This is a genomic window from Plantactinospora sp. CNZ320, assembly GCF_002846275.1.
The window spans coordinates 5795441-5811552 of record NZ_PJMP01000001.1; the positions used below are offsets into that span (position 1 = coordinate 5795441).

The 16112-nt window shown below is 70.4% G+C and carries 17 protein-coding genes; 13 read left to right on the forward strand and 4 right to left on the reverse strand.

Translation table 11 applies throughout. The features are described from left to right. Positions 1 to 33: 33 nt before the first annotated feature. Positions 34 to 582 carry a flavoprotein gene (locus CLT71_RS25895; RefSeq protein ID WP_101369405.1) on the reverse strand — a complete coding sequence of 183 codons (549 nt, stop codon included), beginning with the start codon at positions 580 to 582 and terminating at the stop codon, positions 34 to 36. Further along, the gene (locus CLT71_RS25900) at positions 579 to 1832 is read right to left on the reverse strand and encodes a helix-turn-helix domain-containing protein (protein WP_158242310.1); all 1254 of its coding nucleotides are present in this window, start codon (positions 1830 to 1832) and stop codon (positions 579 to 581) included. The genes CLT71_RS25895 and CLT71_RS25900 overlap by 4 nt, the downstream gene beginning before the upstream one ends. A gap of 244 nt (positions 1833 to 2076) precedes the next feature. Between CLT71_RS25900 and CLT71_RS36630 the strand changes: the two genes are divergently transcribed. The 9 genes from CLT71_RS36630 (at position 2077) to rpmG (ending at position 7749) form a co-directional block, all read left to right on the forward strand. Beyond that, positions 2077 to 2424: a DivIVA domain-containing protein gene (locus CLT71_RS36630; protein WP_143743619.1), complete on the forward strand. Its 348-nt coding sequence runs from the start codon at positions 2077 to 2079 to the stop codon at positions 2422 to 2424. Continuing rightward, positions 2421 to 2681 (forward strand): hypothetical protein, encoded by a 261-nt coding sequence (locus CLT71_RS25910; RefSeq protein WP_486483447.1) that lies wholly within the window; start codon positions 2421 to 2423, stop codon positions 2679 to 2681. Before CLT71_RS36630 ends, CLT71_RS25910 begins: the two co-directional genes overlap by 4 nt. A 170-nt stretch (positions 2682 to 2851) precedes the next feature. Then, positions 2852 to 3109: a hypothetical protein gene (locus CLT71_RS25915; RefSeq protein WP_101369408.1), complete on the forward strand. Its 258-nt coding sequence runs from the start codon at positions 2852 to 2854 to the stop codon at positions 3107 to 3109. Between the two features lie 14 nt (positions 3110 to 3123). Then, positions 3124 to 3582: a SitI3 family protein gene (locus CLT71_RS25920; RefSeq protein ID WP_143743620.1), complete on the forward strand. Its 459-nt coding sequence runs from the start codon at positions 3124 to 3126 to the stop codon at positions 3580 to 3582. A gap of 170 nt (positions 3583 to 3752) precedes the next feature. Further along, on the forward strand, positions 3753 to 4352 hold the full coding sequence (locus CLT71_RS25925; RefSeq protein WP_101369410.1) for a hypothetical protein: 600 nt from the start codon (positions 3753 to 3755) through the stop codon (positions 4350 to 4352). Between the two features lie 155 nt (positions 4353 to 4507). Further along, positions 4508 to 6361 (forward strand): LamG-like jellyroll fold domain-containing protein, encoded by a 1854-nt coding sequence (locus tag CLT71_RS25930; RefSeq protein ID WP_101369411.1) that lies wholly within the window; start codon positions 4508 to 4510, stop codon positions 6359 to 6361. 67 nt (positions 6362 to 6428) lie between these two features. Then, on the forward strand, positions 6429 to 6662 hold the full coding sequence (locus CLT71_RS25935) for a hypothetical protein (protein WP_101369412.1): 234 nt from the start codon (positions 6429 to 6431) through the stop codon (positions 6660 to 6662). A 36-nt stretch (positions 6663 to 6698) separates the two neighbouring features. Next, positions 6699 to 7226 carry a GNAT family N-acetyltransferase gene (locus CLT71_RS25940; protein ID WP_486483448.1) on the forward strand — a complete coding sequence of 176 codons (528 nt, stop codon included), beginning with the start codon at positions 6699 to 6701 and terminating at the stop codon, positions 7224 to 7226. 355 nt (positions 7227 to 7581) lie between these two features. After that, a complete protein-coding gene (gene rpmG, locus CLT71_RS25945; protein WP_101369414.1) occupies positions 7582 to 7749 on the forward strand; it encodes a 50S ribosomal protein L33 in 168 nt (55 codons plus the stop codon). A gap of 46 nt (positions 7750 to 7795) precedes the next feature. On the opposite strand, the gene CLT71_RS25950 is transcribed toward rpmG, so the two are convergent. Further along, on the reverse strand, positions 7796 to 8383 hold the full coding sequence (locus CLT71_RS25950) for a CGNR zinc finger domain-containing protein (RefSeq protein WP_101369415.1): 588 nt from the start codon (positions 8381 to 8383) through the stop codon (positions 7796 to 7798). A 331-nt stretch (positions 8384 to 8714) separates the two neighbouring features. On the opposite strand from CLT71_RS25950, the gene CLT71_RS25955 reads away from it, so the two are divergent. Next, on the forward strand, positions 8715 to 9635 hold the full coding sequence (locus CLT71_RS25955; protein WP_101369416.1) for a proline dehydrogenase family protein: 921 nt from the start codon (positions 8715 to 8717) through the stop codon (positions 9633 to 9635). 97 nt (positions 9636 to 9732) lie between these two features. After that, positions 9733 to 10503, forward strand: a complete 771-nt coding sequence (locus tag CLT71_RS25960) for a DUF1963 domain-containing protein (RefSeq protein ID WP_143743621.1) — start codon at positions 9733 to 9735, stop codon at positions 10501 to 10503. A gap of 171 nt (positions 10504 to 10674) precedes the next feature. Here the strand turns inward: CLT71_RS25960 and CLT71_RS36635 are convergent, their stop codons facing one another. Beyond that, positions 10675 to 12906, reverse strand: coding sequence for a hypothetical protein (locus CLT71_RS36635; RefSeq protein ID WP_143743622.1), 2232 nt, complete (start codon positions 12904 to 12906; stop codon positions 10675 to 10677). Positions 12907 to 13464: 558 nt separating this feature from the next. On the opposite strand from CLT71_RS36635, the gene CLT71_RS25980 reads away from it, so the two are divergent. Together CLT71_RS25980 and CLT71_RS25985 are read left to right on the forward strand one after the other, a co-directional pair. Beyond that, the gene (locus CLT71_RS25980; RefSeq protein WP_101369421.1) at positions 13465 to 14169 is read left to right on the forward strand and encodes a permease prefix domain 1-containing protein; all 705 of its coding nucleotides are present in this window, start codon (positions 13465 to 13467) and stop codon (positions 14167 to 14169) included. 43 nt (positions 14170 to 14212) lie between these two features. After that, on the forward strand, positions 14213 to 16087 hold the full coding sequence (locus CLT71_RS25985; protein ID WP_101369422.1) for a hypothetical protein: 1875 nt from the start codon (positions 14213 to 14215) through the stop codon (positions 16085 to 16087). Positions 16088 to 16112 lie beyond the last annotated feature (25 nt).

The window sequence follows — 16112 nt, forward strand, 5'->3', positions numbered from 1 at the left end:
CGGCTGCTTCGAACCAGGTCTGGGTCCGGAGGCTCATGACCTGTCTAGTCGAGTTGCCGAGCTTCTGGCTAGCTTTGCCAACTCAGCCGCCAACCGTGACCACTCGAACGGGTTACCTGGCGTCGATGGCCGGATGGAATCCGGTTCGGTGAAGGTGACCCCAGAGTCATTGAGCATCCGCACATGAGGCTGGTACGCCGGGTGGGTGGTCAGGGCCTTCTTGGCGTACGGGGAGACGAGGATGGGTAGGCCGAGGCCGAGTACCTCGTTGAGGATGCCCAGGGCGAGGGTGTCGTTGATGCCGAGGGCCCACTTGTTGATCGTGTTGAAGGTGGCGGGAGCGACCAGCACGGCGTCCGCCTTCGGCAGTTGGTCGGGCTCGTCAGGCTTGCGGCGCTCGTGGCGGACGCGGTTGCCCGTCTGCTGCGCCAGTGTCTCCAGGTCGATCCAGCTCGCCGCCGTTGGTGTTGCGATCACCCAAACCGCCCAGCCGTCCTCCATCAGCAGCTCGATGAGTTCGCCGATCTGGAGTACCGGCGGCGCGGCGCAGACCACGAGGTACAGGACAGGTCGCTTGCTCACGTCAGCAAGCCTGCTCGCTCAGCCAGTGGGCGAAGACCGGGAGTGGCCGACCGGCGTTCCTTCGACATCAGATCGAGCAGTAGTGCCCGGGCCTGCACGTTGACACGTACGGACTCGGGGGCGACTCGTTCCGCCTCCAGCAGGTGCAGTACCGCGAGCGAGCCGCCGTCGGACGCCATGGCGGTGGCCGTCGCCAGGTCGAGATGTACCTGCGCCCGTCGACCGACCAGCGCGGGTGGCAGACGTGAGGCGTCGAGCCTTGCGCCGATATCGATGGCTCGGCTGCCGTTGCCGGCCTGCACCGCAGCCGAAACACCGTGGATGACGACGTTGGTCGGACCGAAGCCGGTCCACAGCCGGTTCTGGTCCGTCCTGAGTCCTGCGGCCAGGCTCTGGCCCTCGGCCAACCGAGCGTTTGCTACCGGTGTCTGCCCTTGATGTGCGGCGATGAGTGCGGCCAGAAGCAGCAGGGCACCGTACGCGGAGAGCAGGTTGAGGTCGGTGGTGGGCCTGTTCCGCGCCAACTGCTCGATGCTGGCGTGTGTCACCCGCTCCGCCTCGTCCAGTCGGCCGGGTAGCCGAAGAAGCGCGCAAGCGGCCTGATATGCGGCGATCGACATCAGCCCCAGGTCGTCCGCGACTCTTGCGGCGGTGGCTGCTCGGTCAGCCGCCATCAGCGCAGTGTCCCCATCGCCAATCTTCACGGCGACCTTCGAGGCCGCGAGATAGGCGGCAGCCAGCAGCCGAAACGCGCTGCTGCGGTGCGGCCACGAGCCCTTGTTTGTCAGCTCGGTGGAATGTCGGAGCAGTTCAGGCAGAAGGCGGGCAACGCTGCTGTAGCTCGCCCGGTGATAGAGGGCGTGCACGCGGGTCACGTCACGTCGTATTTCGGTGAGGGTGCGAGTGGGCCGATCCGGCTCCGACTCGGGCAGGTAGTCGGTGAGGAAGGTGCGAAGGCCACTGAGCAACTCGGCTCGGACAGCCGCCGAGGAGGCGTGACGCGAGTCGTCTCCCATGGTCTGCCCCCGTCGAATCGGTGCGGTCACATCGCAGAGCATGTCGTCGAGCTGGTCCAGCGTGACCTGTAGCACCTCGGCAATCCGCCGCCGGTGCCAGGGCTGTGGGTCGGTCTCGGCGCTTTCCCACCGTACGACGGTCGACCGCTCCACCCCGAGGAGCTCGGCCAACCGCTCCTGGCTGTACCCGAGCGCCTTGCGGCGCTGGCAGAGCCGCTGTCGTTTCAAGGGCACGGCAACTCCCTTCTCATGCCGCAACTGTAATGACACTCCGTCGACTCACTGGACACTCAGATGCCTCAGTTTTGCGCCTATCAGGCTCCCGAATCGCTGTAGTCCCTGCTCACGCGCATCGAGAAGGTGAAGTGGTGGCCCGGGGCGGGTGCTGGGCTCCGGTCGGTACGGGCACGCGCGGTCGTACCGGTCGTCCCCGCCCGCCTCGGCGCCGACCCGTCAACCGAACGAACCGAGGAGGGACATGAGCCAGGCCGGTGAGCGTCTGCGCCCCGCCGTCATCCGCGTCGCGTCCGCGGTGATGCGCCGCCGATGGCGTGGCCTCGACCCCGATGAGGTCTACGAGTTCCTCCGCCTGGTCGCCGCCGAGGTCGAACGCCTCGAACGCGACGCCACTACCGCCCGCAGCCAGCTTGAACGCGTTCGCCAGGGCCTACGCCAGTGGCAGGCCCGACACATCGGCTGCAAGTTCGCCGACCCGCCCGCTGACCCCGCCTCCCCAGCCGGAGCAGATCCCCGACCGGTCACCGGCCGCCGAGCGGTCAACGGCACCGACCAGGACCAGCAGCCCCGCAACCGGGGTCAATGGTGAGCGCCCCACACTGGGTGATCCATCTGCCCACCACCCTTACGAGCCAGGAGGCGGCCGTCGACCTGGTCACCACGCTGCGTACCTCGCTCGCGCACGTACCCGTACTCGACTTTGGTGAGGCGAGCATCTCGGAAGAGGACGAGCAGTCGACGCGTACCCGAATATGGTGTGACGCCGCGATCGGCGGACGCCGCGCTGGCCCCGGCAGCCGACGCTGCAACCGGTTCGTCAACCACCCCGGATCCTGCGCCGACTGACGGCGAGCGACGGCCGCTGCGCCGGCTGCGGCAGTCGGGTCGTCGGCGCACATGGCTCGGCCAAATGGGAGATGGGTGGGCGTGTCCGATAAATAGCATCAGCGTTGCTGCACGTGTCGATGAATTCGACGGGTTGCCGGCCTCAGTTGGTCCGGGGAGGGGAGCAACGCATGCTGGGTGACGAGCGGTACCTCGATGAGACCGAGCGGTGGGTCGATTCGTGGGAGACGCAGATCGAGGAACGGCTTCGGCAGGCCCGTGAGCTGTCGCAACGGGTCTCGGAGTTGACCGCGACGGGGCGCAGCAGTGACGGCCTGGTGGAGGTTGCCGTCACCGAGATCCTGCGCCGCAAACCGATTGATGCGCTGCAGGAAATCAAGATTGTCAAGGACGGCCAGGTCATCCCCTTCTATCCGTTCACCTCGTGAGATAGGCACTGCTCATGGCAATGGAATACGTGCTCTACGCCTCCGCCGACCTGACGACCGAAAAGTTCAGCACCTTCGTCGCGAATGCCACCGGCGGCGAGGTGCTGGGCAACTTCGTCCGATGTGACGCGCTTGACGTGACCGCCCGCGAGGAAGATCCGGACGAGGTGTCGCCGATCGCCGGCATCCTCGGCTTCGACCATCGGGTGACCGCGACGTTTCGGCTGTCGAACCGGGCAACCGAAGAGGCGCGCGACGAGGCCACCCGGACGATGATCCGAGTGGTACTGGCGTTCTTCAACGACTATCCGGCGTACGGGGTGCTGCTGTTCAACGGCGAACGCGTCATCCTGCAGCGGGTCAACGGGCCGGTCGTGATCGACAGTTCCTGGGAGGACTGGGCGGAGGTGCCAGGCATGCGGCAGTTGGTGGCGGGTCTCGATAGTCGCCACCTGCCGCAGCCCTTGCTGTAGCTCCGCGCGGTAACCGGTCACGGGCCGGTCGAGCAGGCCGGCTGAGCTGGAAGGGGTGCTGAGGGCTCGCCTCACCACATCGAACCGACCGAGGCCTACCACATGCCGCCAATTCGCCCGTGTCAGACGCCACAGGGCATCCATGCCGAAATGTGTCAGGATAGCCGTACATGGATGTCTGGCTTCGGCGGGAGGATCGGGTGGCGTTCTGGCACGTCCGAGATCGGATACGCCTCGAAGCGGGGCATGTCCTGGATCTGGCCTCGGACGGTGGCGGCTTCGGCATCCAGTACTGCGAGACGGCCCGCACCGCCAAACGCCCGGCGTACGGCAAGGCCGAGCAGCGGATCCAGTGCGGACACTGTGGACAGACGGTTGTCTTCACCGTCTTCTCCGCCACCCTGACCCGGCGGCACCGCTTCTTCGCCTACGGCATCGGCACCGCCCTGCTGGCCGTCGCCGCCGTGGTCTACGGGATCGGCATCGACGCCGTGGTCGTCGCCACCGGCCCGCTCTGGCCGCTGCTCCTTGCCGGAGCCGAGATCGCCCTGATCGTGCTCGCCCTCGGATTCCTCGGCTACGCCGCCATGTTCGAGTACGGCGTCCGGTCGCCCCGGATGTGGCGTGGCGGGCCGGTACCGGGCGGCTCCCACCTGGCGATGTTCGACCCGCACCTCGGCAGCAAGCCGCTGGCCCGCACCGGCCGGGCCAGCTCCTCGATCCACCACCAGCACACCGACGAGCGTCCCACCGGGTCAGGGTCGACCTGACCCGGTAGCGGCCAGCACCGCAGCCACCCAGCGAACGACCCCACCACGAAACCGTCCCAGCCACGAACCCGTCCGCCCACGAACCTGCCCCAACCTCGACAGAATCGGCACCATCCGCATGCCGAGCGGCGGAACGGCGATCAGAGGAGCACGAGATGGGACAGAACCCGAGCCGACGCGGGTTCCTCCAGGGCGCCGGGCTGGTCGGGGCCGGGCTGGTGAGCGGTGTCACCGCCGGTGCGGGGCTGCCGGCCGCCACGCTCGCCTGGCAGCGGGCCGGCGCCGACGGCTACGCCCCGGACACCGCCTCGCCCCGGTTCACCCTCGCCGTCGTCCCGGACACCCAGTATCTCTTCGACGGTGAGCGGGGCGACAGCGCGCCGCTGGCCGCGACACTGCGCTGGATCGTGGCGCACCGCTCGGAGCGGAACATCGTGCACACCGCCCACCTCGGGGACGTCGTCGAGAACGGTGCCCCCGCCGAGCTGGCCGAGGCGGGCCGGGTCTTCGAGATCCTCGACCGGCACCTGATGCCGTACAGCGTGCTGGCCGGCAACCACGACATCGACGCCTCCACCACCGACCAGCGTGGACCGAGCGCGTACCTGGAGGTCTTCGGTCCGCACCGGCTGCGCCGGCAGCCGACGTACGGCGGCGCCACGCCGGACGGCTACAACTCGTACCACGTCTTCTCCGCCGCTGGGCGCAAGTGGCTGCTGCTGGCGCTGGACTGGCGGCCCTCGGACGGCACCCTCGACTGGGCGAGGTCGGTGCTGGCGGCGCATCCGACCAGCCCGGCCATCCTGACCACCCACGACCTGGCCGACGCCGACCACGCCGGTGCCACCTGGCTCTCCGGGCACGGCCAGCGGCTCTGGGACCGGCTCGTCAGGGACAGCGACCAGATCTTCCTCACCCTCAACGGGCACTACTGGCCGCCCGGACGCACCGTGTTGCGCAACGACACCGGCCGGGACGTGCAGGTGCACATCACCAACTACCAGGACCGCTACTACGGCGGTGGCGGGATGCTCCGGCTCTACTCGTTCGACCTGGCCCGGAACACCATCGACGTCGAGACGCTCTCGCCGTGGATTCTCGGCCAGCCGGCGCAGCGGCGCAACGCGCTGGCCCGGCGGGAGGTCGAGCTGACCGACCCGGCCAACCGGTTCAGCCTGGCGATCGACTTCGCCGACCGGTTCGCCGGCTTCGCCCCGGCCGCCCGCCGAGCGCCGCGCGGATCGACGGCCGTGGTCGGTGACGGCGTCGTGGCGTACTGGCGGTTCGACCGGGGGCGGGACGGCGAGGCGGTACCGGACGGCTTCCGGGTCGAGGATCTCTCCGGCCGGGGCAACCACCTGACCCGGCTCAGCCTGCCAGGTGCCCGGCCGGAGACGTTGCGCTGGTCGACCGAGCACCACGACGACCAGCCGGCGCACGCCAGCCTCTTCTTCTCCGGCGGCGGGCCGGCGGCACCGGGCGGCTACCTGCGTACTGTCGACGGTGCGCCGCTGAACGCGGCGACGTTGCGGCACGGCTACACGGTCGAGGCGTTCGTGAAGCTGCCGGCCGACGTCCGGGAGATCGGCTCGGGCGGGATGGGCATCCTGAGCCGGTACGGCACCGGCCGGGACGCCGGCAAGACCGGTTCCGACCCGGCGGAGCCGACCGCGCTGTTGGGACTCTCCCCCGGGATGGCGCTGAAGTGGGCCGTCTTCCCGGTCGAACTCGACGGCATCGTCGCCAACTGGGGGCACGAGCTGGCGGCCGGGGAGTGGTTCCACGTCGCGGTGGTGAACGACGGCCGGCTCAGCACCCTCTACGTCGACGGCGCACGGCTGCTCCGCAACCCCTCGGTCGCGGCGTCCGGGCTGGCCACCACGGGCGAGCCATGGCTGGTCGGGGTGTACCACCACGATCGTGTCCCGCGACCCGGCTTCTACGGATGGATCGGCGACATCAGGATCGCCGACCGCCCGCTGCCGGTCGACCGGTTCCTCCGCACCTGATCAGCGCGCGGGTGCGCTGGGTAGAGTGGCCCGTCGACCCACCTCTCGTACCTGCTGGAAGGTTCGCGTGACGTTGCCTGCCCAGCGGGCCCGACGGTGGCGGGAGATCCTCTTCGAGTTGCGGCCCGAGCTGCCCGGCGAGTGGTCGATCCGGGGTACCGGCCTCGGCATGTCGCTGGTCCAGGGAGCCGCTGGACTGGGCGCTCCGCTGGATCGGCACCGCATCTCGACCCTCGACGCGCCGCACCTGGCCCGGGCCCCGGCCGGTGAACCGACGCGAATGTCGGCCCGATCGGCTTGAATGACGTGCAGTGGTGAACCGGAGGGGGTGGGGTGCGTGGCCGGATCGGCGGATCGGGTCCGGATCGAGCCGTGGAGCGAGGGCGACCTCGACCTGCTCCGCCGGATCAACATTCCGGAGATGAAGCGGCACCTGGGCGGTCCGGAGACCGAGGAGCAGCTCCTTGCCCGGCACGAGCGTTACGTCCGGTTCGGCGGTGGCGGGCAGGGGTGCATGTTCCGGGTGGTCGCCCTGCCGGACGGGGTACCGGTCGGCACCGTCGGTTACTGGGGACGGGACTGGCACGGCGAGGCGGTCTACGAGATGGGCTGGAGCATCCTCCCGGAGTACCAGGGCAGAGGGCTGGCCACCGCCGCGCTGCTGGCCGCCGTCGACGAGGCCCGGGCACAGCGGACCCACCGGTACGCGCACGCCTATCCCTCGGTCGACAACGCCGCCTCCAACGCGGTCTGCCGCAAGGCCGGGTTCGAGCTGCGCGGCGAGACCGAGTTCGAGTACCCGAAGGGGCGGCCGATGCGCTCCAACGACTGGCGGCTCGACCTGACCGCCGCCGGCCCGGACTGAGTCTCGGTGCCACGAGCCCGCACCTGGCCGGGCCCGAGTCCGAAGTGGACGCGTCGAGGCCGCAGCCGCAGCCGTGGTCACTGCGTGAGCAGGGGCGGCGGCGGGCGGACAGGTAGCGGGGGCGGCGGGCGCGGGGGAGCGGTCGGGGGAACGGGGCCGGGTCGGCGAGGTTAGAGTCGCCCGCCCGGTGGAACTCGGCGGGCAGGGCCGGGGACGGTCCCGGCCGGGACGAAACCGGTCACCGCGGTACTTCGCGGTCGAGGAGGAACCAGATGTCCAGACGAATCGCCCGCACCGCCGCCCAACCGAGCGACGGCATCGAGCGGGTTCCGGTGCGGCGGGAGGTGGCGCGCTGATGGCCCGACGCAACGACGTACGCCCGATCGTCAAGCTGCGCAGCACCGGTGGCAGCGGCTACACGTACGTGACCAGGAAGAACCGCCGCAACGACCCGGAGCGGCTGGTGGTGCGCAAGTACGACCCGGTGCTCCGCCGGCACGTGGATTTCCGCGAGGAGCGTTGACGGCCCGCCCCTGCACCCGGGCAGGGGCGGCACCGCCGTCAGACGGTCAGCCGACCGGAGTCGGCGTCTTCTCCTCGGCCCCGGTCGTGACAGGTGCCTGCGCCTCCGCCTCCACCGCGGCCCGCTTCCGGGCCCGGTGCGCCGCCACGTGCGACCGGGTGGCACAGCGTTCCGAGCAGAACCGGCGGCAGCAGTTGGACGAGGTGTCCAGATAGACGTTGCCGCACCGGTCGTCGGCGCAGACGCCGAACCGGGAACTGCCGTACTCGCACAGCCAGACCGAGAGGCCCCAGACCGCGCCGGCGAGGAACTCGGCGCTGACCGAGGCGCCCCGGCTGGTCACGTGCATGTGCCAGTCCTTGGCGTCGTGCCCGGAGATGCGTGGTTGGACGGGATAACTCTCCAGAAGCGAATTCAGTTCGGTCACCGCGTCGGCGTCCCGCCCCGAGGAGCCGAATTCGAAGACGTCCCGGAGGCGCTTCTGCGCGCGGCGGAAGACGGCGACGTCCCGTTCGGTCACCTCGTCGCGCATCCAGCCGTGCTCGTCGGTGAAAACGGCCCGCAGGCCGTCGAGGTCGTCGAGTCGCGCGTTGACGAGATCGACCCCGGTCCGGGCGTACGCGTCGAAGTTCACCCGACAACCGTAGACGACTTGAGGCTCCGGTGGCGCGCCCATGTAGCGGGGAAGGAACCGCGCGTAGCCGTCGACGCTCCGGCGCGTGCCGAAAACGACGGTAGCAGCCGGAATGACTACCAACACCATCCTTCGTCACGTAAATCCCCGCTGAGCGGGGCGGGCGCCCGGCGGTGCCGCGAGCGGAAGGGCGGCGGGCGAGGGTGGGCGGTGCAGCGAGGGAGCGGGCGGGCGAGGGTGGCGGTGGAGGGCGGGTGAGGGTGAGTGGCTGGCCGGGATCCCGGCCAGCGGTCCCCGCGTACGGGCAAGCGGCTGGCGTTACGCTCGGCTCATGCTCCGATCGGTCATCCTCGCCGCCTCCCGGTCAACCCGGATCGAGCGGCTCGTCGAGACGGCCCCGTTCACCCGGGACGTCGTACGCCGGTTCGTCGCCGGAACCACCACCGACGACGCGCTGCGCGCCACCCGCCAGCTCGTCGCGGACGGTCTCGCGGTCTCCATCGACCACCTGGGCGAGGACACCGTCAGTGCTGACCAGGCGATCGCCGTCCGGGACGAGTACCTGGCGCTGCTCGGTGGACTCGCCGGGGCCGGGCTCACCCCGCCGGCCGAGGTCAGCGTCAAGCTCTCCGCGCTCGGGCAGAAGTTCGACGAGCGGCTGGCCCGGGAGCACGCGCACGCGATCTGCGCCGCCGCCGCGTCGGCCGGCACCACTGTCACCCTGGACATGGAGGACCACACCACCACCGACTCGACCCTCGACATCCTGGCCGAGCTGCGCAAGGACTTTCCGGGTACGGGGGCGGTGCTCCAGGCGTACCTGCGGCGTACCGAGGCGGACTGTCGGGAGCTGGCCACCCCGGGCTCGCGGGTGCGACTCTGCAAGGGGGCCTACAAGGAGCCGGAGTCGGTGGCGTACCAGTCCGCGCGGGAAGTGGACAAATCGTACGTCCGGTGCCTGAACGTCCTGCTCGCCGGTCAGGGGTACCCGATGATCGCCACCCACGACCCGCGACTGATCGCCATCGCCGAGGACCGGTCCCGGTGGTTCGACCGTACGCCCGAGGAGTTCGAGTTCCAGCTCCTCTACGGGGTACGCCCGGACGAGCAGACCCGGCTGGTCGAGGCCGGCCACACCGTACGGGTCTACCTGCCGTACGGCACCGACTGGTACGGCTACCTGATGCGCCGCCTGGCCGAGCGTCCCGCCAACCTGGCGTTCTTCGCCCGCGCCGTGGCGACCCGGAGGTAGCGCCGGGCCACCCCTGCGGTCCTCCCCCTGCGGTCCTCCCCCTGTGGTCCTCGACCTGACCGGGGTCGACCCGCCCGGTCTGGCATCCTCGGATCCCATGGACTTCCCTCGCGCGGTGGCGGCGTTGCGTGCCGCCCTCGCCGACTCGCCCCGGGCATCTGCCGATCCCGAGCTGGTCGAACAGATCCTCGGCCTGCTCCGCCCCTCGGTCGGCCTCGTGGTACCGGCCCGGTGCCGCAACGGGGGGAACCCCGGCCCGGTCGCCGGCTGGTACGGCGGACTGCCCGGCCTGCCGGACGGCGTGCCCTGGCCGGAGCACCAGGGTCGATCGATGACGCTGCTGGCCCAGCTCGACTGTGCCGGGCTGGCGCCGCTGCTCGGTCCGGAGTGGACACTGCCCCGGGGCGGGACGCTGCTCTTCTTCGCCGACGAGTGGCACCACGCCGACTTCGGGGCGGGCCCGGCCGACGACGGTTGCGCCGTGCTGCACGTACCCGTCGGGCTGCCGGAGCGGGCCGCCCCGCCGGACGCGGTGGTGATCCCGGCGCTGCCGCTGGTCGGCGCTCCGGTCCCGGCCGCACCCGACTACGCCGAGCCGGAACTCACGGCAGTCTTCCGGAGCGACCCGCCCCGGGTGATGGGCCTGGTCACCGAGATCCGCGACCGGCTGCCCACGGTGCGGCACCGGCTGCTGGGCTGGCCGGACAGCCCGGTGCCGGAACTGCCCGGTCACCGGCCGCTGCTCGCGCTCCAGGCCGAGCAGGGGACCGCCTGGGGCGAGCTGGTCGGTGTCTCGTTCTGGATCGACGGCGCCGACCTGGCGGCCGGCCGGTTCTCCCGGGTACGCCGGGTCCTCGACGTGGCCTGATCCACCCGACCACCCCTCCTCCCCGGTACGCGAAGAGGCGCATCCGGCCCGCCGAGGGTTCCGATCTGCTGATCGTTGCCCCCGACGGACCGGATGCGTCCGCCCCGTCACCGGTCCTGGTCTCCGTTACCGGCTACCGTTCCCGGTCACCTGCGCCTCAAGTGTCGAGGATCAGGCGAAGCAGTTGTCGACCGTTGACTTGCCGGCGCAGTTGTCAGGCCGGTTCCGGCTGATCACGGTCTCGTCGTCCACCTTGACCTTGGCGTGCTCGGCGAAGAGCCCGCCGCCCTTCTTGGTCGCGTCGTTTTCGACGATCTTGCTCTTCTTCAGATCGAGCGAACCGCCCTCGATCGCGATACCGCCACCGACCGAACGAGCACCTACGGCGCTGTTCTTGCTGACCTCGGTGTTCCGCACGATCACCTCGGACTTCTCGGCGAAGATGCCGCCGCCGTCGCCCCGCGTGGTGTTCTTGGTGATCTTGCTGTCGTCCACCGTGAGCAGGCCCTTGATGGTGGCGATGCCGCCGCCGTCCTTGGTGCCGAGGTTCTTGCTGACGTGCAGCCCCCGGACCGTGAGGGTGGCGTCCTTGTTGAAGAGGCCGCCGCCGACCTTGGCGGTGTTGCCGTTGACCTCGCCGTCCCAGACCTTGGTCCGGGCCGAGACGCTGGCGATGCCGCCGCCCTCTTCGGCGTTGTTGTACTCGAAGGCGCTCTTGGTGATGTCGGCCGCCCCCTGGTGGTTGGCGAGCCCGCCGCCGGCCTTGTCGGCGCTGTTGCTGAAGAACTCGGACTTCTCGACGGTGAGGACACCACCGTTGAGGATCCCGCCACCGTTGCCGGCGGAGTTGTTCTCCTCGAACTTGCTCTCCTTGACCGCCAGGTGGCCGTCGTTGAAGATCGCGCCGCCGCCGCCGTCCTTGGCGAGTGCGGTGCTGTCCGAGATGGTGACCCGCTTGACCGTGGCGCTCGCGCCGTGGTCGATCGAGATCGCGCCGCCGGTGTCCGCCCGCCCGTTCTCCAGGAAGACGTTGCTCAACTCCAGCTCCCCACCGTCGCGGACGGTGAAGAAGCGGAAGTCCTTGGCGTAGCTGTCCCGGGTGATGGTCGCGCCCTCACCCTTGATCTTGATCGGGGCCTTGATCACCGGCAGGCCGGAACGGTCGTTCTTCTTCTCGTTCTTCTTCGCGCCCTTCTGGGCGCTCTGGCCACCCGCGGCCGCCGGAGCGCCGGAAGGACCGTTGACGGCGTCGGACGGCGCCTGGCCGTAGTCCGGCTGGCCCTTGCCGTTGTGCTTCTCCCCGCTGTCGTCGTACGCGCTGAGCACGTAGGTGCACTTCGGGGCGAGCTTGAGGCTGCCGCCACCCTCGGCGTTGGCGTGCACCAGCGCGGCGATGAGCCTGTCCGGGTCACACGGTACGGACGTCACCTTCTCGTCCTCGCGCTCGTCCGAGCCGCAACCCTCGCGGCCCTCCTGCGACCCGCCGTTCCAGCCCGAGCCGTTCTCGTCGCCGCCCTGCGAGCCGCCGTGCCAACGAGAGCTGTCGGAGCCGGGGGTCTCCCCGGACGAAGCCTTCTCGTCGCCACCCTGCGACCCGCCCTGCGAGCCACCCTGCCAGCCGGAGCTGCCCTCAGAGCCGCCCTGCGAGCCGCCCTGCCAACCGGAGCCGCCCTGCGAGCCACCCTGGGAGCCACCCTGCCAGCCGGAGCCGCCCTGCGACCCACCCTGCCAGCCGGAGCCCTGGGAGCCCTGGGAGCCCTCGGAGCCCTTGGCGTCCTCGGACTTCTCCTTGGCGTCCTTGCCGTCCTTGGCGCCCTCGTGCTTCTCCTTGGCGTCCTTGGACTCGGCGGCCGGTCCGGCCTTCGGGTCCTTGGTCGCCGTCGGGCCAGCCTTGGGGTCCTTGGTCGCCGTCGGGCCAGCCTTGGGGTCCTTGGTCGCCGTCGGTCCGGCCTTCGGGTCCTTCGACTCCTCCGGCTTGGCCGTGGCGTCCTTGCTGTCCTTGGCGCCCTCGTGCTTCTCCTTGGCGTCCTTGGACTCGGCGGCCGGTCCGGCCTTCGGGTCCTTGGTCGCCGTCGGGCCCGCCTTCGGGTCCTTCGACTCCTCCGGCTTCGCCTTCGAGTCCTTGCTGTCGCTGGGCGCGGCCTTGGACTCCTCGCCCTTCTGGTCGGACTCCTCGCCCTTCTTGTCCTCGTGGCCCTGCCAGCCACCACCGGGCTTGCAGTAGTCCTGCCAGTTGCCACTCTCGGAGTCCTGGCCACCGTCGTGCTTGCCGTTCGCGTCCTTGGGACCTTCGTGACTGCCCCGGTCCTTGCCCTCGTCATCCTGGTTGTTGCTGGCGGCGACGATGGACAACTGCCCCAGGTCCACGTCTGCCAGGCCCTTGTCGCTGGCCAACGTGGCCACGCCGGCCAGGCCGGCCGCGCCGGCTACCAGGCTGCCCGCGACGATGCCCCCGGCTAAGAACCACCGGGACCGACGCCTTTTCGGCCGAGTCGTGGGCTGACGGGGATCCACGTGGCTCCCTTGGAATTCGGACATCAAGCTCCCTGCCTTTCGAATACAAGACACGGCCGCACCGTCTGGGCGCGGAGGGCCACAAATAGGTTGTAGCCACTTAAGGTCACCGTAGGGCTCTCTTCAGTCCATCGCGGGCCTATATGAAGAAAACCCACGAACCAGTGTAATTAAGGCAGCACAGCGCCCGAAAAGCGCGAATCGGGATAGATGCGGGCCAGATCCTGGCATTCAAATTTCGGGCAGAAAAAGCAGAGAGTGACTTCATCGGACGGAGCACGCTTACTGCCCCGAGACAGCCGGGCAAGGCATAATTCGTACATTCACCTCAGGGCTCGCAGTCCGCTCATCTGGCGCGTTCAGGCCCTCGGCGCGTGAAACAGGTCGCATCCCGGGTCAGGGTTCCTCCGGATGTCCGGCACTGCGCCGCTGGGAGAGACTGAACCGGTGACCGCCCCGATCGACTCCTACGTCCGCGTGGTCGGCGACCGGTTGCGCGGTTCCGCGAGACTGCGGGCCGACATGCTGGCCGAGATCCGGGACGCCCTGGTCGACGCCGCGGAGGGGTACCGGCACGGCGGGCTGGCCGCTGCGGAGGCGCAGCAAAAGGCCGTCCGGGAGTTCGGCTCGGCGCAGCGGATCGCTGCCGGCTTGCAGGACGTACTGGCGGTGGCGCAGGGACGGCGTACGGCGCTGCTGCTGCTCGGAGTGCTCGGCGCACAGTTCGGCTCGGCGGAGCTGCTGGGCCGGATCGGAGGCTGGCAGCAGTTCTGGGACGACACGGAGCCGGGAGCGGGCTACCTGTGGCTGGCGCGGGCGACAGACACCTTCACCGGGCTCGCCCTCGGTACTGCCCTGGTGGCGGCCATCCTGCTGCGCTGGGGGCCACGGCACTTCCACATCCGTCCGGCCGCGATCCGGCTGACCGCCGTACTCGTCTCGGTGGTGGTCGGGGTGACCACGGTCTGCGCCCTGCTGCTGGCCGTACTGCCGCCCGGGAACGGAGGCGCGCAGGTGCTGTTCGGCGGGGTGGGCCTGGCCGTCTCGTCGGCCCTGCTGCTCGGCTCGGCGCGGCACTGCTGGCAAGCCGCCGCCGAACTGCCCGACTCCCGGCCGACGCTGCAACTGGCCAATTCGTGGGCCGGCCGCTGAGGGCAGGTTCGCACGGCTGGACGATTGGTCGTACTCTCCGGCGGTGACCGACGGGGACTACCACCACCGCCCACCGGCCGACCAACAGCCGCAAATCGGCCACCCATCGGCCGACATCCCGCCATCCGGATGGCAGCGCCCGAGCGGTCACCCGCCCGCCACGCCGGAACCGGCCGGGCTCGGCCTTCCGCCGGCCAGCGGCTACCCGGTCGCGCCCGCCGCCTCCCAGGCGGGCGACTACCACCAGCCTGCCGCCGCCCCCCAGCCTGGCGACTACCACCAGCCTGGCGCCCGCCACCTTGGCGACTACCAGCCCAGCGGCTATCAGCCTGGCCGCCACCAGCCCGGCGCCCACCACCCTGGCGACTACCAGCAGAGGGGCTACCAACCCGCCGCCCACCAGCCCGGCAGCTATCAGCCTGCCGCCTACCAGCCGAGTGCCCACCAGCCCAGCGCCTACCAGCCGAGTGCCTACCAGCCGAGTGCCTACCAGCCCAGCGGCTATCAGCCCCGGCCGTACCCGCCGGGCGGCGGCCAGGCCCAGCCCGGCCAGCCGCCTGCCGGGTACCCGATGCCGGGCGGCTATCCGGTGCCCGGCGGCTACGGGCCGGCACCAGCCGGTCTCCTCCCGCCGCCGCGCCGGCGCCGGTGGCCGATCTGGGTCGCCCTCGGCACCGTCGTGGCCCTGCTGCTCTGCGCGGCGCCGGTCGCGATCGGGGCGGCGCTGCTTGACCGGGTGGCCGACCCGACCAGCCCGGCCGGCGGTGCCGGTGCGGCGGCCAGCCCGAAGGCCGGCGACCCGGCGTCGGTCACCGCCGACTGGCTCACCGAGCAGATCCGCGGCCTGCTCGACGGGCAGGCGAAGGCGCTGCTCGGCGGCGACGAGAACGCCTACGTCGGCCTCGCCGAGCCGAACACGGCGACCGCCCGGCAACTCCGGCGCGACTTCCGGACCCTGCGGGCGATGCGGGTCAGCAAGTGGGAGCCGAAGCTGCTGGGCCGGGTGAGTCAGGTCAGCCCTTCGGGCGAGTGGCGGGCCAACCTCACCGTCGGGCACTGCTTCGTCACCCCCGGCTGCGAGCCGAACGAGATCACCATGTTCACCCGGTGGAAGGACAGCGCCGGCCAGCCGCGACTCTTCGCGATCGACACCGACAGTGTCGGTAGGCCGGGACGGCCCCGGCCCTGGGAGACCGACGAACTGGTCGCCTCGATCGGCGAACGTACCCTGGTCGCCGCACCCCGGGCGTTCCGGGACCGGCTGCCCGACCTGCTGCGCGAGGGCGAGCGGGCGGCCAAGGTCGCCGACCGGTACGCCGTGGACGGCTCCCCGCCGGAGCGCTACCTGATCTTCTACGCCGGCCCGAACGAGTGGAGCCGCTGGTACGGCGGCAACCGGCCGGAGTGGACCGCCGGATACGCCATACCGGTCGGTGGCGACCAGTACGACCTGGTGCTCAACTCCAAGGCCGTGGTGCCGGGCCAGTACGCCGACCTGATGCGGCACGAGCTGACCCACGCCTCCTCGCTGGCCGGAGCCGACGATATCGACGACGACGCCTGGTGGCTGGTGGAGGGGCTCGCCGAGCAGGCGGCGGCGGGTGGCAAGGCGGCGAGCCGGTACGGCAGCCTCGACGACGTCGACCGGTTGGTCGGCTCGGGCTGGAACGGCAAGCTGGCGGACGTGGCGCCGAGCAGGGGCTCCGAGAACTGGCACGTCGCCGGCAGTTACGGCGTCGGCTATCTCGCGGTACGGCATCTCGTGGACCGGTTCGGCGAGAAGGACGTACTCGCCTTCTTCAAACTGGTGGTGCACGACGGCCGGTCGGCGGAGGAGGCGTCCCTGGAGGCGTTCGGCCGGGACTGGGCGAAGCTGCACGACGAGTGCGTGGCGTACGTGAAGCGGACCGCCTCCTAGATCAGGTGCAGCTCAGCGGCACCGC